The sequence below is a fragment of the Pectinatus cerevisiiphilus genome (genome assembly GCF_004341685.1).
GTDB classification, from domain to species: domain Bacteria; phylum Bacillota; class Negativicutes; order Selenomonadales; family Selenomonadaceae; genus Pectinatus; species Pectinatus cerevisiiphilus.
The window spans coordinates 45,693-71,837 of record NZ_SMAA01000011.1; the positions used below are offsets into that span (position 1 = coordinate 45,693).

Annotated in this window: 21 protein-coding genes and 1 tRNA gene; 18 read left to right on the top strand and 4 right to left on the bottom strand. The window is 38.7% G+C overall.

All coding sequences use genetic code 11. The features are described 5' to 3' along the window. Positions 1–199: 199 nt before the first annotated feature. The 5 genes from licT (at position 200) to EDC37_RS08320 (ending at position 5,828) form a co-directional block, all read left to right on the top strand. Entirely contained in the window at positions 200–1,036 is an 837-nt protein-coding gene (gene licT / locus EDC37_RS08300) for a BglG family transcription antiterminator LicT (RefSeq protein ID WP_132550234.1), read from the top strand. A gap of 250 nt (positions 1,037–1,286) precedes the next feature. Then, the gene (locus EDC37_RS08305; protein WP_132550237.1) at positions 1,287–2,741 is read left to right on the top strand and encodes a protein kinase domain-containing protein; all 1,455 of its coding nucleotides are present in this window, start codon (positions 1,287–1,289) and stop codon (positions 2,739–2,741) included. Between the two features lie 318 nt (positions 2,742–3,059). Then, positions 3,060–4,343: an ABC transporter ATP-binding protein gene (locus EDC37_RS08310; protein ID WP_132550240.1), complete on the top strand. Its 1,284-nt coding sequence runs from the start codon at positions 3,060–3,062 to the stop codon at positions 4,341–4,343. Beyond that, entirely contained in the window at positions 4,337–5,152 is an 816-nt protein-coding gene (locus EDC37_RS08315) for an energy-coupling factor ABC transporter ATP-binding protein (protein ID WP_132550243.1), read from the top strand. The genes EDC37_RS08310 and EDC37_RS08315 overlap by 7 nt, the downstream gene beginning before the upstream one ends. Next, the gene (locus EDC37_RS08320; RefSeq protein WP_231040142.1) at positions 5,139–5,828 is read left to right on the top strand and encodes an energy-coupling factor transporter transmembrane component T family protein; all 690 of its coding nucleotides are present in this window, start codon (positions 5,139–5,141) and stop codon (positions 5,826–5,828) included. Before EDC37_RS08315 ends, EDC37_RS08320 begins: the two co-directional genes overlap by 14 nt. Positions 5,829–5,836: 8 nt before the next feature. Here EDC37_RS08320 and EDC37_RS08325 read toward each other — a convergent pair whose 3' ends face one another. Further along, positions 5,837–6,724, bottom strand: coding sequence for a hypothetical protein (locus EDC37_RS08325; RefSeq protein ID WP_132550246.1), 888 nt, complete (start codon positions 6,722–6,724; stop codon positions 5,837–5,839). A gap of 30 nt (positions 6,725–6,754) precedes the next feature. Next, positions 6,755–7,375, bottom strand: coding sequence for a Fe-only nitrogenase accessory AnfO family protein (locus EDC37_RS08330; protein ID WP_132550249.1), 621 nt, complete (start codon positions 7,373–7,375; stop codon positions 6,755–6,757). A gap of 675 nt (positions 7,376–8,050) precedes the next feature. Between EDC37_RS08330 and nifH the strand changes: the two genes are divergently transcribed. The 10 genes from nifH to EDC37_RS08380 all read left to right on the top strand — a co-directional run bounded on the left by nifH (position 8,051) and on the right by EDC37_RS08380 (position 19,322). Beyond that, positions 8,051–8,872 (top strand): nitrogenase iron protein, encoded by an 822-nt coding sequence (gene nifH / locus EDC37_RS08335; protein ID WP_132550252.1) that lies wholly within the window; start codon positions 8,051–8,053, stop codon positions 8,870–8,872. 123 nt (positions 8,873–8,995) lie between these two features. After that, on the top strand, positions 8,996–9,331 hold the full coding sequence (locus EDC37_RS08340; RefSeq protein WP_132550255.1) for a P-II family nitrogen regulator: 336 nt from the start codon (positions 8,996–8,998) through the stop codon (positions 9,329–9,331). A gap of 12 nt (positions 9,332–9,343) precedes the next feature. Further along, a complete protein-coding gene (locus EDC37_RS08345) occupies positions 9,344–9,748 on the top strand; it encodes a P-II family nitrogen regulator (RefSeq protein ID WP_132550258.1) in 405 nt (134 codons plus the stop codon). A gap of 1 nt (position 9,749) precedes the next feature. After that, positions 9,750–11,351, top strand: a complete 1,602-nt coding sequence (locus EDC37_RS08350; RefSeq protein ID WP_132550261.1) for a nitrogenase component I subunit alpha — start codon at positions 9,750–9,752, stop codon at positions 11,349–11,351. Beyond that, complete coding sequence (locus EDC37_RS08355; RefSeq protein ID WP_132550264.1) at positions 11,344–12,708, top strand: nitrogenase component 1; 1,365 nt, start codon at positions 11,344–11,346, stop codon at positions 12,706–12,708. Before EDC37_RS08350 ends, EDC37_RS08355 begins: the two co-directional genes overlap by 8 nt. Before the next feature lie 359 nt (positions 12,709–13,067). Continuing rightward, on the top strand, positions 13,068–14,414 hold the full coding sequence (nifE, locus tag EDC37_RS08360; protein ID WP_132550267.1) for a nitrogenase iron-molybdenum cofactor biosynthesis protein NifE: 1,347 nt from the start codon (positions 13,068–13,070) through the stop codon (positions 14,412–14,414). Positions 14,415–14,463: 49 nt separating this feature from the next. Beyond that, on the top strand, positions 14,464–17,127 hold the full coding sequence (nifB, locus tag EDC37_RS08365; RefSeq protein WP_132550270.1) for a nitrogenase cofactor biosynthesis protein NifB: 2,664 nt from the start codon (positions 14,464–14,466) through the stop codon (positions 17,125–17,127). A 51-nt stretch (positions 17,128–17,178) separates the two neighbouring features. Next, positions 17,179–18,099: a homocitrate synthase/isopropylmalate synthase family protein gene (locus EDC37_RS08370; protein WP_132550273.1), complete on the top strand. Its 921-nt coding sequence runs from the start codon at positions 17,179–17,181 to the stop codon at positions 18,097–18,099. A gap of 1 nt (position 18,100) precedes the next feature. Further along, positions 18,101–18,883, top strand: coding sequence for a beta/alpha barrel domain-containing protein (locus tag EDC37_RS08375; RefSeq protein WP_132550276.1), 783 nt, complete (start codon positions 18,101–18,103; stop codon positions 18,881–18,883). Next, positions 18,876–19,322: an Lrp/AsnC family transcriptional regulator gene (locus EDC37_RS08380; RefSeq protein ID WP_132550279.1), complete on the top strand. Its 447-nt coding sequence runs from the start codon at positions 18,876–18,878 to the stop codon at positions 19,320–19,322. The genes EDC37_RS08375 and EDC37_RS08380 overlap by 8 nt, the downstream gene beginning before the upstream one ends. 171 nt (positions 19,323–19,493) lie before the next feature. Here EDC37_RS08380 and EDC37_RS08385 read toward each other — a convergent pair whose 3' ends face one another. After that, entirely contained in the window at positions 19,494–21,212 is a 1,719-nt protein-coding gene (locus EDC37_RS08385) for a methyl-accepting chemotaxis protein (RefSeq protein ID WP_132550282.1), read from the bottom strand. An 865-nt stretch (positions 21,213–22,077) separates the two neighbouring features. Between EDC37_RS08385 and EDC37_RS08390 the strand changes: the two genes are divergently transcribed. Continuing rightward, positions 22,078–22,386 carry an HU family DNA-binding protein gene (locus EDC37_RS08390; RefSeq protein WP_132550285.1) on the top strand — a complete coding sequence of 103 codons (309 nt, stop codon included), beginning with the start codon at positions 22,078–22,080 and terminating at the stop codon, positions 22,384–22,386. A gap of 80 nt (positions 22,387–22,466) precedes the next feature. Here EDC37_RS08390 and EDC37_RS08395 read toward each other — a convergent pair whose 3' ends face one another. Continuing rightward, positions 22,467–24,248: a GGDEF domain-containing protein gene (locus EDC37_RS08395; protein WP_132550288.1), complete on the bottom strand. Its 1,782-nt coding sequence runs from the start codon at positions 24,246–24,248 to the stop codon at positions 22,467–22,469. Positions 24,249–24,635: 387 nt separating this feature from the next. Here EDC37_RS08395 and EDC37_RS08400 point away from each other — a divergent pair. Both EDC37_RS08400 and EDC37_RS08405 read left to right on the top strand, forming a co-directional pair. Continuing rightward, positions 24,636–24,710, top strand: a tRNA-Val gene (locus EDC37_RS08400). 473 nt (positions 24,711–25,183) lie between these two features. Next, positions 25,184–26,122: a hypothetical protein gene (locus EDC37_RS08405; protein WP_132550291.1), complete on the top strand. Its 939-nt coding sequence runs from the start codon at positions 25,184–25,186 to the stop codon at positions 26,120–26,122. Positions 26,123–26,145 lie beyond the last annotated feature (23 nt).

Sequence of the window (26,145 nt, forward strand, 5' to 3'; positions counted from 1 at the left end):
TACAATATATGTTATCATAACTCTATTAAGCGGGTGGTGACATTTAGTTGGCCAAACCTTCAAAATAATACTTTTGGAGGAATTAAAATGAAGCAACAAATAATCTATAAGGCGAAAAAAGCAAGAAACCCTTCTTGTTTTTATCGCCTTTTTTGTATCTATGTAATTTATAGGAAGTGCGAATAAAGGAGAAAACAAGGTGCTGATTAAAAAAATATTAAATAATAATGTTGTTCTCAGCAACAATGCAGCAGGACAGGAAGTCGTTGTCATGGGATGCGGAATTGCTTTTAAAAAAAGGCCAGGTGAAAATATTGAAAACTCGCGTATAGACAAAATATATACTCTCTCTAATCATGAAATCCTGGAAAAGTTTAAGGTATTATTAGCCGATTTATCAATAGAATATATGGAAATTTCAAATAAGATCATTACCTTAGCAGAAAAAACATTGGGTAAAAAACTTAACGAAAAAATTTATATTTCCCTAACTGACCATATCCATATGGCAGTGCAAAGAGTGCAAAACGGTCATGTCATCCACAATATGATGATTTGGGAAATCGCACGTTTTTATACAAATGAATTTAACATAGGTAAAGACGCCATACAAGAAATAAACAAAAAATTTATGATCAATATGCCAGAAGATGAAGCAGGTTTTATTGCTTTACACATTATAGATGCACAAATGGAAGAAAACCATCCGATGGCCGTTCATATTCTGCAATTAATAGAAGAAATCACAAATATTGTACGTTATAGTTGTCATATTGAGTTCGATACGGAATCCATACAATATTATCGTTTTATAACGCATTTGAAATTCTTCGCTAAAAAAATATTTCAAAAACAAAATAGCATCAATGGTATCGATCAAGAATTAGTAATGTTAATAGAAAAAAAGTATCCTAAAGCTACTGTTTGTGCAAAAAAGATAGCTGAATTCATAGAACAAAAGTATTATTATCCAATAAATTCAGATGAATATTTTTATCTAATAATTCATATTGCAAAAATTGTCTATAAAAAGTAGTTTTAATAATCAATACAGAAATATTATTACCCATAAGTCAATTTATATAGCTCTCATTCTTTTTAATATAATAGTTACGCTATTTCCAAATATCTCTTAAGAAAATTTTTTTATAAACAGGGATTGTCTTAGAAGATGTCAAATTATATAAAATAATGAAGAAAAAATGCACAATAGTGGCGATTGCTTTCTTTATATTTCGGTTTAGCCGAAAATCTTCATAAAAACATAAGAAGCAGGGTTTAATCACATGGAACAGGAACAAATTGGCAATGATATGCCGCAGACTGAAAACAGCCACACACCGACGGGATTTACTGGTGAGCCTATTGAAAGCAACTATAAAATTATTGAAGAACTAAAAAACAATAGCGATGGTAACACATTGTTAGTAGCCTCGAAAGATACGGGCGATTTTTTCATTTTAAAACATGTATACGCTACAGGCCTTCCCTACGAAAAACTAGCTTCTTTTGCGGATCCGGCACTACCACAGGTCATCTACGCAAAAGAAAATACGGCCTTTGGTGTAACCACCGTTATTGAAGAGTATTTGACAGGTATAACTCTCAATGAATGGATAAAGCAGCGGGAACTAGAACCTATCAGCGATGAATTGGCAAAAATGGTCTTTACGCAGCTGTCTGGAGGGCTAAAAACCTTACATGAAAACGGTATTATGCACCGTAATATCAGTCCCCAAAACATAATGTTCATGGCCGGTCAGGTAAAATTTATCGGCTTTGACCACGCGGCTGAAGGGAAAACTTATGATGATGTGCCTTTGTATAAAGGAATGGTCGGCTTTGCACCGCCAGAACAGGCTGTCATGGGCAAGACCGATTTTCGCAGTGATGTCTATTCTCTGGGAATGACTATGCAGAGCCTTCTTGGCGCTGACTACAAAGGCAAGTATGCAAAGGTATTGGAACATTGTCTTTCAAGCGTTCCTGATGAACGTTACCGTGATGGGAAACAACTGCAAAAAGCTGTAAAAAATGCCGGTTCTATCTCCCTTATAAAAATTGCAGCTTTATGTGCAGCATCGTATATTATAATTTTGGGCGGTATATGGCTCACAAATCATTTTTATAATCCATTGCAGCAAATGCTGGCACAACGGGCATTCGAAAATGAACAAAAAGAAGCCGAGGCGGCAGCGGCTGACTTGCAGCTCGAAAAAGGCCTGAATGGTGCCGTTTCAGCAGACGGCGCACAGACCGACAATGGAGCATCAGCCATGGCTAAGGGTAAACTTTCTCTTGCTGTTGCCTTTCCCAATAAACCACAAGAAGAAAATGCAGGCGTTACAATAGTGCACATGGGAAAAGCAGCTGATTTTGCTAGTGCTGGTGCAGCAAGCGGAAAAAACCGACTCTTCTTCCCTGACAATGCCAAGATCGTACTTTCAATAAAAAACAATACTGATAGCGATATCAAAAATCCAGTAATAAAAGTAATTCCATATAATATTGATTTATCAGGGGTAAATGATCCGCCTAATACAATAACTAAACATTTGGCCGCAGCTGTAGAATATCACCGCGATGTAAGTATTCCTGCAGGCGGCGATATGGAATTTACCGTACCTCTTAATAAAGCAGTGTTTCTTTATCCGTCTGGCCAAAATTCTGCTTTAAAAATAGTCCTGCACTCGGATAATTATGCCGATACAGCGGCTAAGGTAGCATTTGATTTTAATTAATAATACTGCCTGCGTCTTCACCTCTCCATCCATTTTATTTACATAAGGAAACAATGTAATATGTAATTTCAGGCAAATACATAAACAAGTCCGTTACAAAGAATATATATAGCGCTTTCAAAAGACCGGCTTCCTGAAATAGGACATAACGTCCTATTTTTATGGCAGTCGGTTTTTCTTATTTTAAATAAAATGTTTGATTTAATAAATTATCATGTTAAAATATATCTTGTTGATAATATAAGAAATCTTACTTTTATAAAAGGCAGCATATTTCTGCCTGAAAAAGTGTCGAATTTTAAATAAAGGGATGGTCAAATGGTAAAAGACAAACACTACAAAGGAAGCGACCTTCGCTGGATAACTATAACTACCCTGCTTTTGGCCATAGGTGTCATCCTGCGTATAATATCACCAAATGTAGGTGGTATATCTCTTAATTGGAACATAGTCATGTATTCAACCGCCATATTATTATGCAGGCCTTCCCTACGCCAGGGATTTGGTATAGGCCTGGTTTCAGGCATTATTGCTACTATGACCTCAAAAGCAGCACTACCTTATGCAAATCTAATAAGTGATCCAGCAGCCGCTTTCGTTTGTGCATTACTAGCGGGCACACATTTTCTTGATATAAAGATTGGACGTGTACGCTTAGAGCCTGTGCTGGTAATATTTATAACAACCTTCATCAGCGGTGGTGTTTTCGTCACACTCACTAAAGTTATATTATCACTGCCTATGCCGCTCTATTTATATGCTATGATGCCGGCCGTTCTGCTGGTGGCAGCGCTTGGCAGTATAGCTGGTCAGCTGTTGTATTTCCCGGCGGCAAAAATATTTAATGATGATAACACTTTAAATAAAAAACCATTTATTCTGCACGACATCAATCTCACTGTACCAAAAGGCAGTTTTTTTATCATTACCGGTGTCAATGGCAGCGGTAAAACGACATTATTGCTGTCCATGGCCGGCGTCAGACCATCTTATTTTGGTGGTTTTGAAAATTCTTCTATACATATTGGTGAGTTTGATGTCCTAAAAGAAAACCCAGCCTTGTTGAACAGAAAAATTGGTGTGGTAATGGCCGATTATGAAGCCCAGCTTGTTACAGAAACTGTTGATGATGAAATAGCTTTCTCGCTCGAAAATACAGGGATGGCACCGCAGGACATAATCAAAAAACGCAACGACGTCCTAAAAAAGACAGGCTTGGAAAATATGGGCAAGCGAAAAGTGGCATCCCTATCCGGTGGCCAAAAACAACGCCTTGTGATCGCGGCTGTCCTGGCAATGGATACACCGGTGCTAGTACTTGATGAACCCGTAGCTGCCGTCGACCCTGAAGGTGCAAAAGAAATATACAGTCTGCTGTATAAACTCAACAAGGAATATGGCAAGACCATCATCGTTGCCGAACATGATTTAAAATATGTACTTGACATGAAAGCGCAAATGGCCGTCATTGATAAAGCTTATCTAAAATTTGCCGGCGAAATGGATGAATGCTTTAAATACATGTACGAAAATAAAGTATATCCGGAAGTGATTCCGCTCCGTTGGAAAATACGCTGGGAAATGGAGAAAAACATATGCTGAATTTAAAAAATATTTCTTTCTCGTATGCAGGCAGAGAAAAGATTTTTGACAATATAGACCTCCAAATAGATACCTCTCTGATAACAGCAATAGCCGGCCGAAATGGCACCGGTAAAACCACCCTAACACGCCTGATTATGGGACTAGTTAAGGCAAAAGCCGGCACTGTCGAGCTTGATGGAAAAATAATCAGTGATATGCCTTCATATACATTGGCAAAATATATAGGTTATGTATTCCAAAATCCCGACCATCAATTATTTGCTTCCACCGTATATGAGGAAACTGCTTATGCGCCATCTAAACTGGGTATGAATGCTGAGCAGATTAAAAAAAATGTCAGCCAGGCATTGGCTGATACAGGCTTAAGCACTAAACAAAATTTCATGCCGCAGACCTTATCACTCGGTGATAAACAACGCTTATCCATAGCTTCCTCACTCGCTGCTGCGCCTAAGCTACTCATTCTTGATGAACCAACCTCAGGGCAGGATTGTAGGGAACGGACTGTTTTACTGCGCCTCATGCGTAAATTAAACAAAGAGGGAATCGGTATTATATTAGTCACACACGATATGGATATTTTAGCGGAACATGCAGATAGAGTAGTTGTCCTGGCTGATAAAAAAATCGCCTTTAATGGAACACCGCGGGGATTGTTCGCTGACACAGAAAAAACCACCGCCTTTGGTTTGGAACTGCCTGAAGCTGCACGTATCAGCAACGAAATAGGTTTAGGGCTTTGCCTGACACCCCGGGAATTGTATAAAAAATTAGCGGAACGGAGGAAGTCTAATGACAGCAAATAACGATATGACAGGGTTTGCCGCTCTGACAAAATTACTCATGGCACTGACGGTATCAGTAGCTTCCCTTTGCACAACTGACCTGTATGCATTAGGCATCCTCATCATCCTGGAACTCATCTGCGCTGTCATAATGGGGGGCGGCAAGACACTTTGGAAAGGTATCGGCGCATTGGTTATATTTGCTGTCATCCTTGCCTTTATCCAGCTCATTTTTTCAACACCTTTATTTTTGTCCCTCGGTTCGGCTTATAAAATGTTTATAATGGCCGTATCACTACTCATTCTTGTTGCCACTACACCCACACAAACAATAACGGCATCGCTTGTAAAGCAATGCCGTCTGCCGTATGACTATGCGTTTATGATAACTGCGGTACTACGCTTTGTGCCTGACTTGCTCAAGGAAAGTAAAGAAGTCCGCCAAGCCCAAGCTTGCAGGGGATTTCACCCATCCAAAAATCCTGTGCGCCGCATTGTAGACTATATGATGATACTCAAGCCAATGGTTTTTAAAGCTATCTCCCGCAGTGAAAATATGGCCATAAGCCTATCTCTACGCGGCTTTGCCGATAAAGGAAAAAGAACCTTTATGTCTTCCACAAAGCTTCACACCAGTGACTATACTGTACTATTACTTAATTTATGCATCTGCGTTGCTGCCGTAAAATACTTTTAAGCGAACTATCATTCTATTGTGAAACTGGTTGCAGCCAAGGGGAAATTATACTTTTCCTGCTCACTACGGGTTATAGTTACTTTTTCCCCCGTAAATTCAAGTTTGAGAGGATGGATAAGCACTGCTTCTTCATTGAGCGGATGCATCGTTTTTAACGGCACTATTTTAAGATCATGTCCCTGCTTATCCACGGCCCCAATAGAAGAAATAGTTTCTAATGAAGACACTGCACCATCCTTCGTAAAAGTAAGCGAACCACTGTCTGCGCTTACATCTACGCTGTCAGGGGAAAAGGCATGTACCATACCGATAGGTGTAGATACATATTGAGCTGCTGCCGGCTCCGTAGAGTATATGCTGCCATCCTCATAAAGGGAAAAACCGCACTTGATTTTCAACTTGCCTACCGGCGTATTTAAAGACACACGCTCGCTGGATTGCAAGGTAAGGCTCTTGAGGTTGCCACTCTCATAGAAATGAAAGCACATCGGCCGGGCAGTAAACTCCCCACCAAAAAAAGTAAATGGCATCTTAGCCAACAGTTTTATTTCGCTTGTTTCAGTCCAATAACCGCTTATTTTCCCGTTCAAGGGAAAAAGACGGCACAAACTACCATTTTGGTAAAAAGTAATCAACTCTGCCGGAAGACTGCCCCACGGCGAATCAATCATTGTTTGTTTTTCCAGATAAATTGATTTTACGCTGCCATCGTCATAAAACTTTATAGAAGGTGACAGCTTACGGCGCTCGTTTTCTCCGTAATAAGGATATAGGATTGTCCCATTTATATTGAGCGGACTTTCCTTCTGGCAAATACATTCAGCGATCTGACCATTTTCATGGTTGGCAATATTATAGCAGTCATAAAGTGTGCCATATTTTGTCGTTATGTCCATATATAATCCTCCTTACGATAAATTCCCATATCATTCAAGGCATTTTTTACCTATAGATACCAGTAGAGATGATCCACTACGCCGTGTTGCTATATCCAATTTTTTATCATATTCAGGCGATTTTAACCATGCCGGAATATGTGAACAAACCAGATCGAGCCTAACAAACGGTTTATTGTCGATAAAAGACCGCAATGCTTTTTTGGAAGAAATATCCGGATGCGCGTTTTGCAGCTTTATGAGGTCTAAATAATAGATGCCGCTAGTTGTTTCCACAGGTGTAGTAACCGTAGGTACATTGTTGTTCATTTCATGAAAGTTATGATGGATGTCTGCAATGATTTTATCGAGCATACTATCATCAAGACTGTCTATTTCAAAAATGGCAAATCTCATCCGATCAAAAACATTATAGATAAGCCCGTTAATAGACATTGAAGCAATTATTTTGCAATCATCAAGTTTCAAAATAAGATTGCGGGTGTAGTCACGAATTTCCTGCGTCGTCTTTACATTAGAAAAATCAAAGGGAAATCTTTTGCGAATTTTCCATTCAGTGTCATCGTGTTCAAAAATAATTATATGAGAGAGTCCGGCAAAATCAGTAAGGTGATTATTTTTGTCACAAGTGACGGCTATTTTTTTGTCCATAGAGAACACTCCTTGTGCCTTTGTTATAACACTAATGTACTGATGACGGCCACAAATGTCAATAGAGCGTATTTTGGCCCTTTAATGATAAAACTATGTATTTAATGTAATTACTTAAAAAAGTGTTTAAAATGTATTTTCTTAAAGAATCTTTTGCAAGAATATTTTTTTCTTCATTAAAAAAAATTTTAATAAAAAAATATAATTATTGCCTTATAATACTGCATACCAGAAAGTTTTCTCAAATGATGCACAAAAAAAATAAAAATTTAAGAGAATTTTTTTCTAAACAGAGAGCAAAAGAAAATGAATAAATTATATGCCGGCTGTTAAAAAATTAACCCAAATGGCTTTGCAATTAAATTAAGTCTGCTCGTGCTTATTAAAAATGGAATTATCTGAAAGTTCTCCGATAATTTATATGATTTATCCCTATTGACAATATAAAAGCAATGATTTATAGTTACAACATCAACAGAAACGCTTAACAAAATTACAAAGATATTATAAGTAGTATATAGATAAGTTTCATTTATATTGCTTATGGATGGACAAAGATGTCCCGCTGAGGTATGAATAAACCTACAGCGGGATTTTGTTTTTCCGAGATAATTACCATGGGTGAGCTTACTGTTGATACTGTGGGATACTTTATTTACATTGGAGGGTTTTATTATGAGACAGGTTGCTATTTATGGTAAAGGCGGAATCGGGAAATCAACTACCACGCAGAATCTCAATGCTGGTTTGGGAGAAATGGGCAAGAAAATTATGATAGTTGGCTGCGATCCTAAGGCAGATTCGACTCGATTGATTTTAAACGGCCTGGCTCAACAGACTGTACTCGATACATTGCGTGAAGAAGGCGACGATGTAGAACTTGATATGGTTTTGAGAAAAGGTTTTGAAGGAATCAAATGTGTTGAATCTGGCGGTCCAGAACCAGGTGTTGGTTGTGCTGGACGTGGCATAATAACTTCAATAAATCTGTTAGAACAGCTCGGTGCCTATGAAGAAGATCTTGATTATGTTTTCTATGATGTATTAGGCGATGTTGTTTGCGGCGGATTTGCGATGCCTATCCGTGAAGGTAAAGCTAAAGAAATATATATTGTATGTTCGGGCGAAATGATGGCACTTTATGCTGCGAACAATATTTCTAAAGGCATAAAGAAATATGCTGAAACAGGCGGTGTACGTCTTGGCGGCTTGATTTGCAACAGCCGTAAAGTTGACGGTGAAGCTGAACTGGTTGAATCCGTAGCTAAAGAACTCGGTACGCAAATGATCTATTTTGTACCGCGTGACAACATGGTACAGCGTGCTGAAATAAATCGCCAGACCGTCATCGAATTTGATCCTAAATGTGGTCAAGCTGAAGAATACCGCAGCCTTGCCCATAAAATAGATGACAATGATATGTTTGTCATTCCTAAACCACTTTCACAGGATCGTCTGGAACAACTGCTCATGGAACATGGCTTAATGGAAGCTTAATTTTAATATATTAATATTTGAATATACACTAAGAATAAATAACATAACAAAATTTTTATTTCAGGGAGAGCTTTAGCCCTTTCTGAAATAAAAGTTTTTTACTACAATACAGGAGTGCTGCAAATGAGCGACTTATTAATGATTCGCGCTATAGTGCGTCCGGAAAAATCGGCTGCTGTACTATCAGAGCTTTTGGACGCTGGTTACGTTGGTGTTACCAAAGAAGAAGTATACGGACGCGGCAGGCAAAAAGGGATCGTCGTTGGCGAAGTCCATTACGACGAATTACCGAAGGAACTGCTGATAATTATTGCTGAAGCCTCTAACAAAGAAGATATTGTAAGAATAATCATGAAAAATGCACGTAGTGGTGAAAACGGCAATTTTGGTGATGGTCGTATTTTTATTACAGCAGTCGAAGAAGCCTATACGATAAGTTCCGGTAAACCCGGTCTTTAAGGAGACTTTTATATGAAAGAAATAATGGCTTTTTTGCGGATGAATAAAATAAATGCTACCAAAGCGGCTCTGGCCGAAGCTGGTTATCCTTCTTTTACCGTCTCTAAAGCAGTAGGCAGAGGTAAAAAACCGCTGGCTACTGAAGCTATAAACGTAATAGTAGAAAATGAAGGGGAAGTGCCGGCTAATGCCCTTGGTACCCATCTTTCTGAAGGTACAAGACTTGTACCGCGCAGATCATTTTCTCTTATTCTTGACGATGAACAGGTAGAACTAGCTGTAAAAACGATAATTGAAGTTAATCAAACAGGGCAACCTGGTGACGGGAAAATCTTTGTTATGCCCGTCAATGGTGGATACAACATCCGCACAGGACAATACCAAGAAGTAGAAATGCAACAATTAGGAGAGGATTAAAATGGATGCACGCGAAGTGATTTTAGATAAATACTCCGGCCGCGTTTTTAAAAATAGAAAAGATCATATCGTTGAGCTGGATGAAGCTGGCGTGCCTAAAGAGATAGCCGCCAACAGCCGTTCTGTACCGGGAATGATGATAAACAGAGGCTGCTGCTACGCAGGTTGTAAAGGCGTTGTGCTCGGACCATTGCGTGATACCGTAGTAATAACCCATGGACCTATTGGCTGCGGTTATTATACATGGGGCACGAGAAGAAATAAAGCGGATTCACCGGATGGACGCAATTTCGTCCAATATTGTTTTTCGACAGATATGCAGGAAACAGATATTGTTTTCGGCGGTATGAAAAAATTACGTCAAGCTATTCGGGAAGCTGTTGAAATATTTCATCCTAAGGCAGTTATGATCTGCTCGACATGTCCTATCGGTCTTATCGGTGATGATATCAACGCTGTGGCTACTGAATCAGAAAAACTATACGGCATAACTTGTGTTGCTTATAGCTGCGAAGGTTATAAGGGCGTCAGCCAGTCTGCGGGCCATCATATAGCTAACAACGGACTTATGCGGCGCGTTATCGGTTCCGCCAAAGATAAAATTCCCGAAAGAGGACTGCGTATTAATATCCTCGGTGAATATAATATCGGTGGTGACGGTTGGGAAGAAGAACGTATCCTCAAAAAAATTGGTTACGAAATAGTTGCCGTATTTACAGGTGACGGCTCTTATGAAGCCTTGACCCATGCCCATACAGCTGATCTTAACCTCGTCCAGTGCCATCGTTCTATCAACTATATCGCCGAAATGATGAAAACCAAATATAACATTGATTGGCTCAAAGTAAACTTTGTCGGCATTGATGAAACAATCCGTACACTGCGCGAAATAGCCGATTATTTTGGCAATGAAGAAATTAAACAGCGTACTGAAGAAGTAATCGCTGAAGAATTGGCAGACATAGCCGAAGATAGAAAGTTCTATCGCCAGAAACTGGAAGGAAAAACTGCTGGCGTATTCGTTGGTGGGTCCCGTTCACATCATTACCAAAATGTCTTAAAAGATTTTGGTATGAAAACCGTTATCGCTGGATATGAATTTGCCCATCGCGACGATTATGAAGGCCGCGAAGTAATACCAAACATAAAGCTTGACGCGGACAGTAAAAACATTGAACAACTGACCGTCCATCCTGATGAACAGTTCTACCATGTAGCACTTGATAAGGAACGTTTTGATGAATTACGCAAAGAAAATGTAGAACTTGAATATTACAAAGGCATGTTCAAGGATATGGGCGATGGCACCATAGTTGTAGATGATTTTAACCATTATGAAACTGAAAAAGTTCTTGATATTTTCAAACCGGATATTTTCTATTCGGGAATAAAAGATAAATATATGATAGAGAAAAAAGGCTTTCCTTCTAATCAGCTGCATTCTTATGATTACAGCGGCCCTTATGCCGGCTTTAAAGGTGCTATAGTCTTTGCCAGAAACACTTATCTGAGCATTTACGCACCGGCATGGAAAATGTTGACACCGCCTTGGCGGACACAGCCAACATTAGAAGGTACGATGGGAGATGAAAACTATGCTTGATATGACACCAAAAGAATTAGTACACAGAAAGGCTTTACGCGTAAACCCAGCGAAGACCTGCCAGCCGGTTGGTGCAATGTATGCAGCACTTGGCGTACACCGTTGTATGCCACACAGCCATGGTTCACAAGGCTGCTGTTCATATCATCGTACTTTTCTTGCCCGTCATTTTAAGGAACCGGCTATAGCCACTACAAGTTCATTTTCTGAAGGCGCCTGCGTATTCGGCGGCGGCAGCAATTTGAAAAAGGCTGTAAAAAATATTTTTGATATATATGATCCTGATATCATTGCCGTACACACGACCTGCCTTAGTGAAACAATCGGCGACGATCTTAAAACCCTTATCCAGCAGATGGAAATACCGGAAGGAAAAATCGTTGTCCATACAAATACGCCAAGTTATGTAGGCTCGCATATTAATGGTTTTGCCAACATGATGACCGGTTTCATCAAATACCTCAGTGACAAGAATACACCTGCTACAGGCAAAGTTGGTATTTTCCCCGGTTTTGTAAATCCAGGCGACATGCATGAATTAAAACGCATCGCCAAGATGATCGGCGTAAAATATACCATGTTCCCTGATACAGACGGTACAATGAACTCAGCTCTTACCGGACATTATGAAATGTATCCGAAAGGCGGCACGACCGTTGATGAAATCCGTGAATTAGGTGGTGCACAACATGTGCTGGCTCTCGGTGAAATAACCAGTGTTACACCTGCCATGGAATTGAAACGGAAATGTGATGTTGACTTTTCATCACTGCCGCTGCCTATAGGCGTGGAAGCAACTGACAAATACGTAATGGCTCTTTCTCACCTGAGCAAAAGAGAAGTACCCACGGAACTTGAAGAAGAACGTGGCCAGTTACTTGATATAATGATTGACTCACATGCATATTACGGCGATAAACGCGTAGCAATCGCCGGTGATCCTGACACGGTTCTCGGGTTTGCTGCTTTCTGCCTCGAACTCGGCATGAAACCAAAATACATGATAACAGGCACACCGGACGAAAAGTTCACCAAAAAAGCAAAAGAATTGCTTTTAAAATATGGTGTTACAGACTGCATCGCCAAAGCGAACACAGATTTATTTGAACTGCATCAGTTGATAAAAAATGAACCTGTCGACCTTCTTATCGGCGGCACACATTGCAAATACATTGCCCGTGCTGAAGATGTTCCATTTGTAAGAGCAGGTTTCCCTATTCTTGACAGATATGTACATCCGTATATGCCACTTGTCGGTTACAGAGGCGCTATGCGTCTGGCGGAACTCATTAGCAATGCATTGCTTGACAGACAAGACCGCGATGCTGAAGACAAAGATTTTGAATTAGTAATGTAATAATGTAATTTTGTTATAAAACTCTCCATATCTTTTACCTCACTGGGGGAAAGATACCTTAAAACGCTCTGCTGCCTGCCATTTATATAATAGCGGCAGCAGGGCGATTAAGTTTTTATTTAATCGAATAATTTGACATTTGAGCGGAAACTTCTGTTTCTCAAAGAATTACTATTGTGTTTTTAGAATAACTTGTGTATAATGGATAAAAATAAACAGAAATAACGGCTCTCTAATACAATGAAGTATTAATCTTGTATTGGGGAGCTTTTGTGTTTTTATTTGTCAATATTTTGTCAACACCATGATCTGCATAGATAATATGCAATTGGGTTTGAAAAGAAAAGGATGTGTGGATTATGAGCGACGGCATTTTAGAAGTGCGGAAAAAATCGATAATGGTCAAAAATCTTGGCTGTAGCGGTAAAGGAATAGATTGTGATAAAGCCAGTGTTTCCGGTTCTGTTAGCCAACGCGCCTGTGTCTACTGCGGCGCCCGCGTTGTTTTAAACCCGATAACAGATGCCTTTCATATAGTCCACGGTCCAATTGGCTGTGCCAGCTATACATGGGATATCAGGGGAAGTTTATCAAGCGGCAGTGAAATATACCGCAATAGCTTTTCTACTGACCTGCGTGAGGAAGATATTATCTTTGGCGGTGCCAAAAAACTAGCCGCAGCCATAGACGAAATAGCCACAAAATATTCTCCCAAATTGATTTTTGTTTACGCTACCTGTATTGTCGGTGTAATTGGCGATGATGTAGAAGCTGTCTGCAAAAATGCTGAAGAAAAATATAAGATACGCGTCATTCCAGTAAAAGCAGCCGGTTTTTCAGGAACCAAAAGACAAGGCTACAAGCTTGCCTGCAATGCAATGATGCAGCTCATCAGACCACATAAATTGTCCGAAAAAGCATTGCATAACGGCGTAAACATTCTCGGTGATTTTAATTTAGCTGGAGAAATGTGGCTCATAAAAAATTATTTTAAAAAAATTGGCATAGAAGTCGTATCCACAATTACTGGCGATGCTTCTTATGAAACACTCATAAAAGCTCCATCTGCCGCCCTTAACATAGTACAATGCGCCGGTTCATCAATGTATCTGGCAAAGATGATGGAAGAAGAGTTTGATATTCCTTTTATGAAAGTTAGCTTCTTTGGCATAGAAGACACCAGCGCCTCCATCATGCGTGTTGCCCATATGCTGGGCGATGCTTCCGTAGTAGAAAAAGCAGAAGCATTTACGCAGCGGGAAAGTTCGCGGCTACGAAAGTTCATGGAAAAATACAGACCCAATCTCGAAGGAAAAAGAGCAGCCATTTATGTTGGCGGTGGTTTCAAAGCTATTTCCTTGATCAGACAGTTCAATGAAATGGGCATAAAAACCGTAGTAGTGGGAACCCAGACAGGGAAAAAAGATGAATATGAAGTCATTCAAAGCATCGTCAACGATGATACCGTTATCCTAGATGATGCCAATCCCGCAGAACTTGAATTTTTCATAAAACAAAAAAAAGCTGACATATTAGTGGGCGGTGTAAAAGAAAGACCGCTTGCCTATAAGCTCGGCGTTGCCTTTTGTGACCACAATCATGAAAGAAAACACGCACTGGGCGGTTATGAAGGCGTAGAAAATTTTACCAAGGAAATAAACCTGAGTATAAATAGTCCTGTATGGGAATATATGACAGCAATATAGCTAAAGATTATATGTTGCATATGTTTTGGAGAGAAAGGAAGATGCTGTCATGGAAAATGCCGTTAACTTAAATATAAATCCCTGTAAAATGTGTGTCCCACTCGGTTCTGTAACGGCATTATACGGTATTGCCCGTTGTATGTCGATATTGCATGGTTCACAAGGCTGCAGCACATATATAAGGCGCCATATGGCAACTCATTATAACGAACCTGTAGATATAGCTTCTTCTTCACTCACAGAAGAAGGTACTGTTTTCGGCGGTGAAAAGAATTTATTAATAGGCCTTGAAAATCTCATCCGCTTATACGATCCAGAAGTTATTGGTGTATCAACCACATGCCTGGCTGAAACAATCGGCGAAGATGTTGCTGCTATTATCAAAAAATTTTACGAAACCCATCCTGATTGCAAGGCAAAAATCATACCAATTTCTTCACCAAGTTATGCAGGTACACATTTTGATGGTTTCTTTCGCGCTATAAGAGCGGTAGTAGAAAATGTCGACATGGATACCACCCCAAATAATAAAATAAACATCGTTACTGGCATGATATCACCTGCCGATACACGTTATCTCAAAAATTTACTGGCTTCTATGGATATAGATTATATCCTGCTGCCTGATATAGCCGACAACTTAGACGGAATACATGTAGAAAAATACGACCGTCTGCCTAAAGGCGGCACACCGCTGAGTGAAATAAGCAAAATGGCTGGTGCCAAATATACAATTGAGTTATCTACTTTTAACACTGATGAATTTTCACCCGCCGTTTATTTAAAACAAAAATATAATGTACCATACTGTCGCCTTGATTTACCGATCGGCATAAAGGCAGTTGATGCCCTTATCAATAAATTAAAAGAATTGGGCGGTAAAGTCCCGGAAAGCCTGCGTAAAGAACGCGGACGCTACCTTGATGCCATGGTGGACTCACACAAATACAATGCTATGGGCCGGGCTGCCATATTCGGTGAACCAGACCTTGTCAAAGGCATTACCAGTCTTTGCTGTGAAAATGGTGTAATTCCGGTTGTATGCGCGACAGGCTCGGTTTGCCGCAACTTTACCGAAAATCTTGAAGCACAGATAAAGAAAGCTGCCAAACTACAATTCGTAGAAAAAACCGCTATTATAGATGATGCCGACTTTACCGCTATCGAAAATGCCGTAGTCGACTGCAAAGCAAATATCATGATTGGCAGTGGTGACGGCCACCGCATCGAAGAACGTCTGTCTGTTCCTTTACTGCGTTGTAGTTTCCCCATCCATGACAGAGTGGGCGGTCAGCGTGTCCGGGTACTGGGCTATGATGGTTCTCTACGCTTACTCGATGATATTGCCAATACACTTTTGGCAAGACTGGAAAAAAGTTACCGCAGTGAACTTTACAATAAATATTTTGTCAAAAATGATAAACTATCTGCCAATGCAACAACTGCTAACGTTGTCGATATCCAGCAAAAACAGATCATGCGGAAAAAAACACTGACCCATCCCTGTTATACCTGTGGCAGTAAAAAATATGCCCGTATCCATCTGCCAGTTGCCCCTAAATGTAATATCCAGTGCAATTACTGTGTACGAAAATACGATTGCCCGAATGAAAGCAGACCTGGTGTAACGACAGAAATACTGTCTCCACAAGAAGCTTTCGAAAAATATATGCTCGTTAAAGAACGCGTGCCCAATCTCACAGTTGTAGGCATTGCTGGTCCTGGCGATGCATTGGCAAATTTTGAGCAGACGAAAAAAACACTCCAGCTTATCAGGGAAGCTGACCCAGAAGTGACATTCTGCCTTTCCACCAATGGTCTGATGCTGCCACAGTATGCACAAGAATTAATAGATTTAGGCGTAACACACGTCACTGTCACACTCAATGCGATAGATCCGCGGATTGGTGCCAAAATATATAAGCATATAGATTATATGGGGATACGTTATACCGGCGAAAGTGCTGCGGGCATATTGCTTGGCAACCAGCTGAACGGTTTGCGCTATCTTACCAGACACGGCATAATGTGCAAAGTGAATATCGTCATGCTGAAGGGCATCAACGATGACCACATTGAAGCCGTGGTTAAAAAAGCAGAAGAACTCGGCTGTGAAATAACCAATATCATGCAGCTTATCCCTGTAAAAGACAGTACTTTCCAAGATATGCCGCTCGTTTCCAATAAAGAAATAATGGAAATGAGAAAAAAATGCGGTATCTATATGAAACAGATGTACCACTGCAAGCAATGCCGTGCTGACGCAATTGGCACCTTGGGGAATGATATATCCATAGAATATAGAAAATGTACAGATAAAGCCACAAAATCAATAGCTCCCATCAACACATATCGTTTTGCTGCCGCTACTAAAAGCGGTATGCTCATTGACTGCCACTTTGGTCAGGCAGAAGAGTTTTATATATATGAAAGTGATGGCAGTACTGTACGATTTTTGGAAAAACGCAATGTCGAAAGATATTGCATGGGCAAACAGGCCTGTGATGATAAAACAGACAAAATAGATAAAATCATATTAACAATCAAAGACTGTGCTGCCGTTATTTCTCTGCGAATAGGCGAAGCACCCCAGCAAAGACTGGAACAGGCCGGCATAGATGTAATAATTACTTATGACCGCATAGAAGATGCCATAAAAAAAGCCGCCTTGTCCAGGAAAAATGCTAGTGAGCTTTTGGATAAAGCATTATAATTGCCCCACAGTCATCCCAAACTGTGTCTTGTTTCAAAAGGAGGTGGCGATATGCTAACGGATGCGACCTTATGTTATATAGAGAACGCCTCGAAACAGCAACAACAGCTGATTCTAAGGGCTCTTGGCAAACTGCCGATAGAGGCAATAGAAATCACTGCTCCCGTCTGGGAAAATATAGCTGACATGAAAAACCTCCCGCAAAAAAAATATATTTTGCGTATAAATAACTATAAGGCTATTCGATATTACAAGGGTTTTTATCGTTATGTGGTAACTGCGCAAGAGCCAGCCGCTGAAGGGCAGCTGGCTGAACAGCCTATGTATGCATCCACTGGTGTTAAATGTTCAGTGCGGGTTGTTGGTCTATCACGCAAAACTGTGCCTGATATGGAAAAGACTTTTTCCCAATGGCGTAAAGCCAAAAGGGATATTTCCTTTGAACCACTTAATTCCCTTTATCAGGCTACAGCACTCGCCTTTGCCTGGCACAACTACGGCGGGCAATCCGTATCAACCTTCTGTGGAATCGCTAATCACGCTCCCTTAGAAGAAATATTGCTGACAGATTATCTCGCAGGAAACATGGCTGCCATAAAAGGATTCAATTTCACCATACTCAAAAAGACACTTGAAGCTATCACCGACACATCCATACCTGCCAACAAGCCTATTCTCGGCAATGCCATCTTCGCGGTGGAATCTGGTATCCACGTTGACGGTATCATGAAAGATCCACAGCTCTACGAACCATATCCACCCGAGCTCATCCATGCCAAACGACATATTGTGCTCGGTTGTACATCGGGAAGAAAATCTATAGAAGCAAAGCTCAGAGAGCTTAAACTTAATTGCTGCAAAATAGATACAGCTTTTATACTTGATAAAGTAAAAGAAAAATCGCGCAGTTTGTGCCGCTCCATAACAGATAAAGAATTCTATGATCTGGTGGAAATGATGGGACGTGTTTAAAATGCTGGTTCCACATATTCATATTGTCGATACGACACTCCGTGATGGTGCCCAAAGCCCCTTTATCATGTTTAATGATAAAGAAAAAATTGCCATAGTTAAAATGTTGACCGAAAAAGGCGTTTATCAAATAGAAGCAGGTATCCCGGCCATAGGTAAAAGTGAGCAGGAAATCATAAAAAAAATAAAGTCAGCCTGCCCCAATACCCAAATAGCGGTATGGAACAGATTAAATATTGACGATATAAATATTTCACTTGAATGCAATGCCGATATAATCCATATAAGCATACCAGTTTCCTATCGGCAGATACATGAAAAATTGAAAAAAGATGAAACATGGCTGCTAAATGAAATAAGTGAAGTACTCTCTGCAACAATTGGCAATGCAAAAGAAGTGACAATTGGCATGGAGGATGCCTCACGGGCACAAATGGATTTTATGCTCACAGTAGTGCGCAAAGTACAGCAGTTTGGTATCAGCAGAGTGAGATTTGCCGATACAGTGGGAATCATGACACCATCTACTGTATACGACCAAATCAGCAAGCTGATAAAAGCTACTGGCATAGATGTAGAATTTCATGCGCACAACGACCTAGGAATGGCTGTAGCCAACTCACTAGCAGCCGTACAAGCCGGAGCCAGTTTCATTGATACCACAATACATGGTATAGGAGAACGCTGCGGTAATTGTGATATGGATAAATTCATTTTTGCCGCTTCATCAATATTTAACAGCAATAGAAGCGAAAGGGTTAAGGGTGGTGAACACAATGGATAAAACAGATAAAGCAATACTAAAAAATTTACAGAAAAACGCACGGATGACGATTTCTGATTTAAGTGCAGCTATTTCTCTATCAATGCCCGCAGCTAGTGAACGGGTACGCAAACTAGAAACTTCCGGTGTCATAAAACAATACACCGTAATACTGGATCCCGAAAAAATAAACAAGCATTTGACGGCACTTATGTTTTTGCGTTTTGACAGCACAACAAACGGTGAAGCCTTTGCTGAATATGTAAAAACGGAACCAGAAATAAACGAATGTTATTATATAACCGGTAATTTTGATTATTACTTGAAAATTATAACGGAAGACGCACGCACCTTAATGTCTTTACTTTCCAGAATAAAAAATCATCCAGGTTTAGTAACAACAGCCAATGTCGTTGTCTTATCAAATATTGTAGATAACGTATCCGTGCTATCTGATTGAAAAACAAACAATAAAGACTCCCCGCAGGATGTGATGTACCCCCATTCGTTAGATTTTTAAGTCTAATGAATGGGGGCAGTTCAATGCATTCCTGGCAGGGAGCCTTTTTATTTACTTCTGAGCTTATAAAACAACGTTAATAATATATTATTAATCAATTACATAGCTTAATCATACCTTAAATTGCTTAACCGTATTTTGCAGATTTTCTGCCAATTTCGCCAATGTTTTACTGGCTGAAGCAATTTCCCCGATTGAAGCTGATTGTTCTTCGGTAGCCGCTGAAATTGTCTGTGTTTCCCCTGAGGCTTTTTTACTTTCAACATCAATCGACTTGACTGCCGCGACAACATTTTCCGTATGAAGCGTTACTTTATCAATCGACGATGATATATTAACAATTTGTTTCGTCATATTTTTAACCATATTAAATATTTGGTCAAACTTTTTCCCAGTGCTGGCTACAATTGTAGCACCATTATCCACTTCTTTTTTACTGTCGTCCATATAAGCGACCGCATCATTAGTCTGCTTTTGTATTTGCTGGATGAGATCAGTAATTTGCTTAGCGGCTGTTTGCGACTGTTCAGCAAGCTTCCGCACTTCTTCTGCCACTACCGCAAAACCTTTTCCTGCTTCACCGGCACTGGCCGCTTCAATAGCCGCGTTAAGTGCCAGCAAATTGGTTTGCCCGGAAAGACTGGCTATGACATCTACTATTTGGCCAATATGTTTTGACTTTTCATTGAGTTCATTAATAACTGCCGCCGTACTATTTGTCTTATCTTCGATAACTTTCATCTGGTCCATCGTATGTTTTATTGAATCTTCCCCATCATTGGCCGTTGTTGCTGTTTTTTCTGCTGAATCAGAAAGTGTTTTCGTATTATCGGCAACCTCTGTCATCGCATCAGAAATATGTTTTACAGTATCTGTAGCTTTATTGGTAAGATCAAGCTGGTTTTCTGCACCATCAGCCACCGTGGTTACCGAATTGGCTACCTGGTCAGAAGCTTGGGCAGACTGCTCAGCACTCGCTGAAAGCTCTTCCGAGGATGAAGCCAACTGCTCAGCCGAATTATGTATTTGTTTTATTAACTTACTAAGGCTGCTTTGCATTACGCCCAAAGACTTGCCAAGGCTTCCGATCTCATCATCATAATATTGCACACTATCCGCAGCTTTAGTAAAATCACCTGCCGTCAATCTACTAACAGTTGCCACCAATTGGCGCAATGGAACAGAAATATAACGCGCGATTAAAAAGCCCAGGCCACCTGATAAAATTATTGCTATAACGGTCAATATTATAGATATATTATCATTAAAGGACGCTACTTCATTCCCCTGCCGATTTTCCTGTTCGGCCAGTCCGTTTTCATAATCAGCCAGACTATCGAGCGTTTTATTGATATTTGCCAAAAGCGGCGCAGCCTTTTCTTTAAAATAAAGCACCCCGCCATCTTGATTACCAGACATAGCCATAGAAAGGGAAGTCTGCCACGCTTCACGGTATGTCTTGGTGTCTGACTTTATTTGTTCTATAGCAGCTTTTTCTGTTCCATCTAAAGAATGTTGCTGATACTTATCCAAAAAATCCATATATATTTTTTTATGTTCTTCAAGCGATGACTGTAATTTTTGCTGCTCAACAGGATCTTTGGTAGCAAAAATACTATATGTTATAGCTTCATTTCCCCGGCTTTCCGTGCGGGCGGAATTTAGCAGCTGAATAGGCTGCAAACGATCTGTATACATACTGTTAAGATTTTCTAAAAGTATTTGATTAAAATGATGGCCGGCATACCCCACGATAATTAAGAAAATTATCGCCGAAAAGATTAAAATACCCAGTTTAGCTCTAATTCTCAAATTAGCCAATAACTTCATGTAATTATCTCCTTCAATGGATGGTTATATAAGAAAAATTTGATTAACTTGCAGATGCTTGGCCGCCAGCAGCATAAGTAATATTTTTTGCACAGCCATTCACCCCGTCCTATTGGTTTTTATTAATCAGAATTCTCCTATAGTTTCAATAAATCACAGTATAAATTACAAAGAAAACGTTATTTATAAAAAATAAAAACCGCACAAATAAATTTATGCAGTTTAACAGATTAAATAATAATATTTCTTTTTTAATATGAACATCATAGCATTACTTCCTTATCCTTAAACAAATTCATCCTTAATTCGCCTGTCTGCCGCTGATTATGCATGCGTATCTACATCTAACTGAATTACATCATTGTAATATAATAACGTCTTCCTTAGAACACCATTTGTCTAATTAGTGCATATTACTACAATACAAACATTATATTACGTATATAATACTATATTGCTTATCACATTACCAGTACTATTTTATATTTAGCGCAAATTTTATAAAAAATTGTAATTGCATAATAAGACTTAATAAATATGAATAATAAACAATTACGGTATTTGCGCTAAAATCAACATTACAAGCTAAAACTACTAATAAAAATTAAAAACACAAACTTATATCAATTGTTTTTTTATTACGTTGCCATTCTTGTAAATTTTTTTGCCAATATCCGCAATAATTACATAAAAAGCTTACAATTAAAGCCGTAAAGCAGTATAATAACTTCGTAGTCACCAATGCCGAGCGCTCTAAGGGATAATAAAAATTTATATAAATTTATCATTAATGTAGAGAAAAAACTATATAGATATGGTAAAATGATGTGTAAATTATAATTTTTTTGAAAAGGATAGGGATAATATGAACAAAGCAGAATTAGTCACTGAAGTATCACAAAAAATGGATACCACTAAAAAAGATGCAGAAATAGCATTAAACGCTGTTCTGGCTGCTATCGAAGAATCTCTTGTAAAAGGCGACAATGTTCAACTTATCGGTTTCGGCACTTTTGAAGTAAAAGCACGTGCTGCCAGAAAAGGTCGTAACCCGCAAACTGGTGCTGAAATCAAAATTCCTGCATCAAAAACAGCAACTTTTAAAATTGGCAAAAAACTTAAGGAAAAGATAAATACTGCTAAAGTGAAAAAAACAAGAAAAGCTAAAAAATAATACGTAGTAATGTAAATATCCCCCTGCAATATCTATTCATTGCAGGGGGATATTTCATTTTTAAATAGAAACGTATCTTCCTATAAAGACATATTTATATCTTCGTTGCCATAATAACTATGTATTATAAAACTGCTTGCGTTTATAGCCTTACATTTTTTCTTTATAGCAGCTGCTTTTGAGGCGAGTATCGTAGAAGTCAGCCCTTCTTTATTAAGGATGCGCAGAACAGCCAAGGACACCGTCATCAAAGGGAATTTTTCAATCTGCCCCTTTCTGTCAGCTGCAACAATGTATTTTTCCCTTTGGTGTTCCGCCGAATAAAAACATTTACTTTCCGTATCAAAAGTTTCTATAATCATCTTACAAACTTGCTCTATATCTGTATTTGGTATAAAAGCAATAAAATCGTCCCCGCCTATATGCCCAAGGAAAAATTTGTCAGTATATTTACTAAGCGTTGTCCGGAGCAGCTGAGCCGTCGCAATGAGTACCGCATCCCCAGATTCAAAGCCATAGACATCATTATATACTTTAAAATTATCTATATCGATATAAATAACCGCGAATGGGACAAACCTTTCAAAATACGCTGCCAAAGTCCATTCAATTACATTATTACCGGGCAAACCAGTGAGCGGGTTAGCATGTTTCGCACGATTGAGCTCCAATTTAGTAGTAACCTCAAGCAACTTTTTTATTGTCACAGTTCCATAGTATTTATTATCTTTCACCACAATAATATCATCATATGTACAACGTGTCTGCCTGTCCAACGCTTGTTGGGAAACATCCTCTATAGAATTCTCATAATCCACTATCAATGGTTTATTATTCATAAGGAGCCGGATTGGCCGATTGCTGTACAAGGAAATCCCATATCTTGTAGCAAGATGCTGATAAAAAGTATTATAATTCAATATTCCTACGGGTTGATCATCATCAACAATAATCACGTCCATCGGTTCTTGTTTGGCGCGAAGATAATCCAAAATAACATGTCCCGTTGTTTCAGAAGAAAAAGCAGCCTGCTGAGATGCTATCTCCCCTATAGTCATATTCAGCAATGTACTCATACGAAAATTTTCTTTTTTCTTATTCAGCTCACATATGTAAGATTTTATTCTTGTCTCTATCATCAAGAGTTTCTGGTTTGGTCTGCCCAGCAGGAATCCCTGCCCATAATCAACCCCCAGTTCAACAAGAACATTCAATTCTTCTTTGCGTTCTATCCCCTCTGCAATCGTTTTTATACCGGCGGAGCGGGCAAAACCGACCAAAGCCTTTACTATGGCTCGTCTGACATGATTTTTATCTATGTCTTTTATTAACCCTATATCCAATTTTATAAACTGCGGCGCTATCTGCGCTAAAAGATTGAGTCCGCTGTACCCTGCGCCCACATCATCTATAGCAATTTTATAATGCTGGCACTGATAATTTTCCAAGACAGAACAGAATGATTTATAATCATTAACAGTTGTCTTTTCGCTTATTTCAAAGACGATATCACCTTTATCTAAACCGCACTGCTGCAAAAATTTTGCCGTAGTTCCCTGATGAAAATCCTGGTCGTATAAAATTCGGGCATCGACATTTAAAAATAATTTTTTATCGCCAAGCGCGTTTTCCACATTTCTTATAGCCATACTGCGGCAAAGATAATCGAGCTGCCATAGACATTGCTCTTCTTCGGCAAGTGCGAAAAGGGCATCAGGCGGATGCAATGGACTGCCCGCAGGTCCCCGGCTAAGTGCCTCATAAGCAAAAACCTCCCCATTTTTTAAGGCAACGATAGGTTGATACACTGGTGTAATAAGCTCATTTTCCAGAATCATCTTTAACTCGCCACTTTCATTCAAAGATAAGCCACCTTCCCTGGATTCACTGATACAGCTCTAGTCTAAATGATTTTTATTACGATATTGTTATTAACTTGTTATTTTTTTACTAAATAAAGGCACCATTGTCCAGCTTGCACCAGAGCAAAAATTCTTCATACGCAAGCCATAATTCATTGTATATTATTTATTTTCATTATTTCACCCCTTATTTTTTTATAATCTTATCCAAAAAATCTTAGAAAACTTGAAAATATATAAAAATACATTTATAATAAAAAGCGGTATTAACATTTAGTAAAGTTATTGTCTTTCGCCCCGTAGCTTGCAGGTACTTGATAGCTTTTGCACATACTAATTGTGCAGGTTGACTTTGCTGCCTTGTGGTAAGCTGTTACTTATATTTATGGGATATTAGCTCAGGGGGAGAGTGCTTGATTCACATTCAAGAGGTCACTGGTTCGAAACCAGTATATCCCACCATTATGAAAACATAGACCGTACAAGGTTTTGTAATCTTTGTACGGCCTTTTAATTTTGTTTAAAATGGGGAGATAAATTACTATTTAATTGATGTAACGCTTTTTGGGTCTGTAAAGAACCTAGGGACGAAGTGAATTAAGTGCTCGCCTACTGAGCTAAAAAAACAATCAAATTCTACTTAGTGTAACAGATTATACAATAATAGGAAAATAGACAGGAAAGAAGAGGAAAAGGGCGAATATTTATATAATTATAATTTTTTTGCAACGAAGGATGAATATTAATGAGTAATGAATACAGAAAATCGGATTTTATAATTTCACGGTTAAATAAATTTACCAGCACACATACATAATTCCATTGATTTTTCTCTATTTGAACAAATTTAGCATTTTCAATATGTTTTGTGACAATTCTTCCTCTTTCTCTTAGCGTAATTGTAACATTCATATAATTGGTTTGGGGGAACAATTTTGGATAATAATTCAATAATAAAGAACCGATATTATTGCGATTTTGAAAAAAAGCTTTGTAAGCTTATGGATTTTCTTGATTCACTTTCTACACTTATGTATGAATCTGGGCAAACAATAACTTGCATTACTCATAACAAAACACATTTTTTTCAACCACTTTTAATTAATTCTTCAGTCAAGACACTAAAGAGCATAAAGTATTGTTGCATGTTCGAGAGTTTTGGTGATGCTAATTTGTTAGTAAGAAAATTTCGTGATGATTTAATGCTTTATTTATATATTTTAGAGGTGCTAAACAATCGTAAATTATTAAGCGTAGACCAGGCGGAAGAGTTTTTAAAAGGAGGGATAAATGTTGATAATATTCTTAAGGCTACTAAAGCAGGACTAAAAAATATGGTAAGTGGATGTATGAAAAGCGATGATGATATTAGCGTTGATGCTTGGTTTGATGATAACGTAAATAAACTCTCAAATTTACAAAAAAAGAAATTATGCATACAAAATTATATAAACTATCTTGAGACTAATGATACAATCAATAAACTTCTACATAAATATGACTTAAAAAAACATTGGGAAAATATTCGTAGAAAGCTCAATGATTATACTCACAATAATGGTCAGCACTATACAACGGAAAATATCATGGTAAGTTCGAACAAAGATTTAGAAAAGTGCTATGAGGAAATAATGGCACGCCTTAACTTTGTAACTGCGTTATTCTTGATGTTACTAATTTTGATAAATCCATCAATGATTCAAGCAACAGACTATATTGAGTATTTGGATTGTGGATTAACACCACCGGAAGGCTCCCAGTATTACGTTGCTCCCTTTATTCAAGAATTTATTAACGAGTATATAAATAGAATCCATCCAGAATTAAAAGCATTTTTAAAGTATAATAACAAATGTGGAATGTTAATTGAATAGCAATTTTGATTCTATACTAAATG

Bases quoted from the DNA above. Each gene is read 5' to 3' on its own strand.
- EDC37_RS08305 (WP_132550237.1), top strand. From the start codon at position 1,287: ATGGAACAGGAACAAATTGGCAATGATATGCCGCAGACTGAAAACAGC.
- EDC37_RS08310 (WP_132550240.1), top strand. From the start codon at position 3,060: ATGGTAAAAGACAAACACTACAAAGGAAGCGACCTTCGCTGGATAACT.
- EDC37_RS08315 (WP_132550243.1), top strand. From the start codon at position 4,337: ATGCTGAATTTAAAAAATATTTCTTTCTCGTATGCAGGCAGAGAAAAG.
- EDC37_RS08320 (WP_231040142.1), top strand. From the start codon at position 5,139: ATGACAGCAAATAACGATATGACAGGGTTTGCCGCTCTGACAAAATTA.
- EDC37_RS08325 (WP_132550246.1), bottom strand. From the start codon at position 6,724: ATGGACATAACGACAAAATATGGCACACTTTATGACTGCTATAATATT.
- EDC37_RS08330 (WP_132550249.1), bottom strand. From the start codon at position 7,375: ATGGACAAAAAAATAGCCGTCACTTGTGACAAAAATAATCACCTTACT.
- nifH (WP_132550252.1), top strand. From the start codon at position 8,051: ATGAGACAGGTTGCTATTTATGGTAAAGGCGGAATCGGGAAATCAACT.
- EDC37_RS08340 (WP_132550255.1), top strand. From the start codon at position 8,996: ATGAGCGACTTATTAATGATTCGCGCTATAGTGCGTCCGGAAAAATCG.
- EDC37_RS08345 (WP_132550258.1), top strand. From the start codon at position 9,344: ATGAAAGAAATAATGGCTTTTTTGCGGATGAATAAAATAAATGCTACC.
- EDC37_RS08350 (WP_132550261.1), top strand. From the start codon at position 9,750: ATGGATGCACGCGAAGTGATTTTAGATAAATACTCCGGCCGCGTTTTT.
- EDC37_RS08355 (WP_132550264.1), top strand. From the start codon at position 11,344: ATGCTTGATATGACACCAAAAGAATTAGTACACAGAAAGGCTTTACGC.
- nifE (WP_132550267.1), top strand. From the start codon at position 13,068: ATGAGCGACGGCATTTTAGAAGTGCGGAAAAAATCGATAATGGTCAAA.
- nifB (WP_132550270.1), top strand. From the start codon at position 14,464: ATGGAAAATGCCGTTAACTTAAATATAAATCCCTGTAAAATGTGTGTC.
- EDC37_RS08370 (WP_132550273.1), top strand. From the start codon at position 17,179: ATGCTAACGGATGCGACCTTATGTTATATAGAGAACGCCTCGAAACAG.
- EDC37_RS08375 (WP_132550276.1), top strand. From the start codon at position 18,101: ATGCTGGTTCCACATATTCATATTGTCGATACGACACTCCGTGATGGT.
- EDC37_RS08380 (WP_132550279.1), top strand. From the start codon at position 18,876: ATGGATAAAACAGATAAAGCAATACTAAAAAATTTACAGAAAAACGCA.
- EDC37_RS08385 (WP_132550282.1), bottom strand. From the start codon at position 21,212: ATGAAGTTATTGGCTAATTTGAGAATTAGAGCTAAACTGGGTATTTTA.
- EDC37_RS08390 (WP_132550285.1), top strand. From the start codon at position 22,078: ATGAACAAAGCAGAATTAGTCACTGAAGTATCACAAAAAATGGATACC.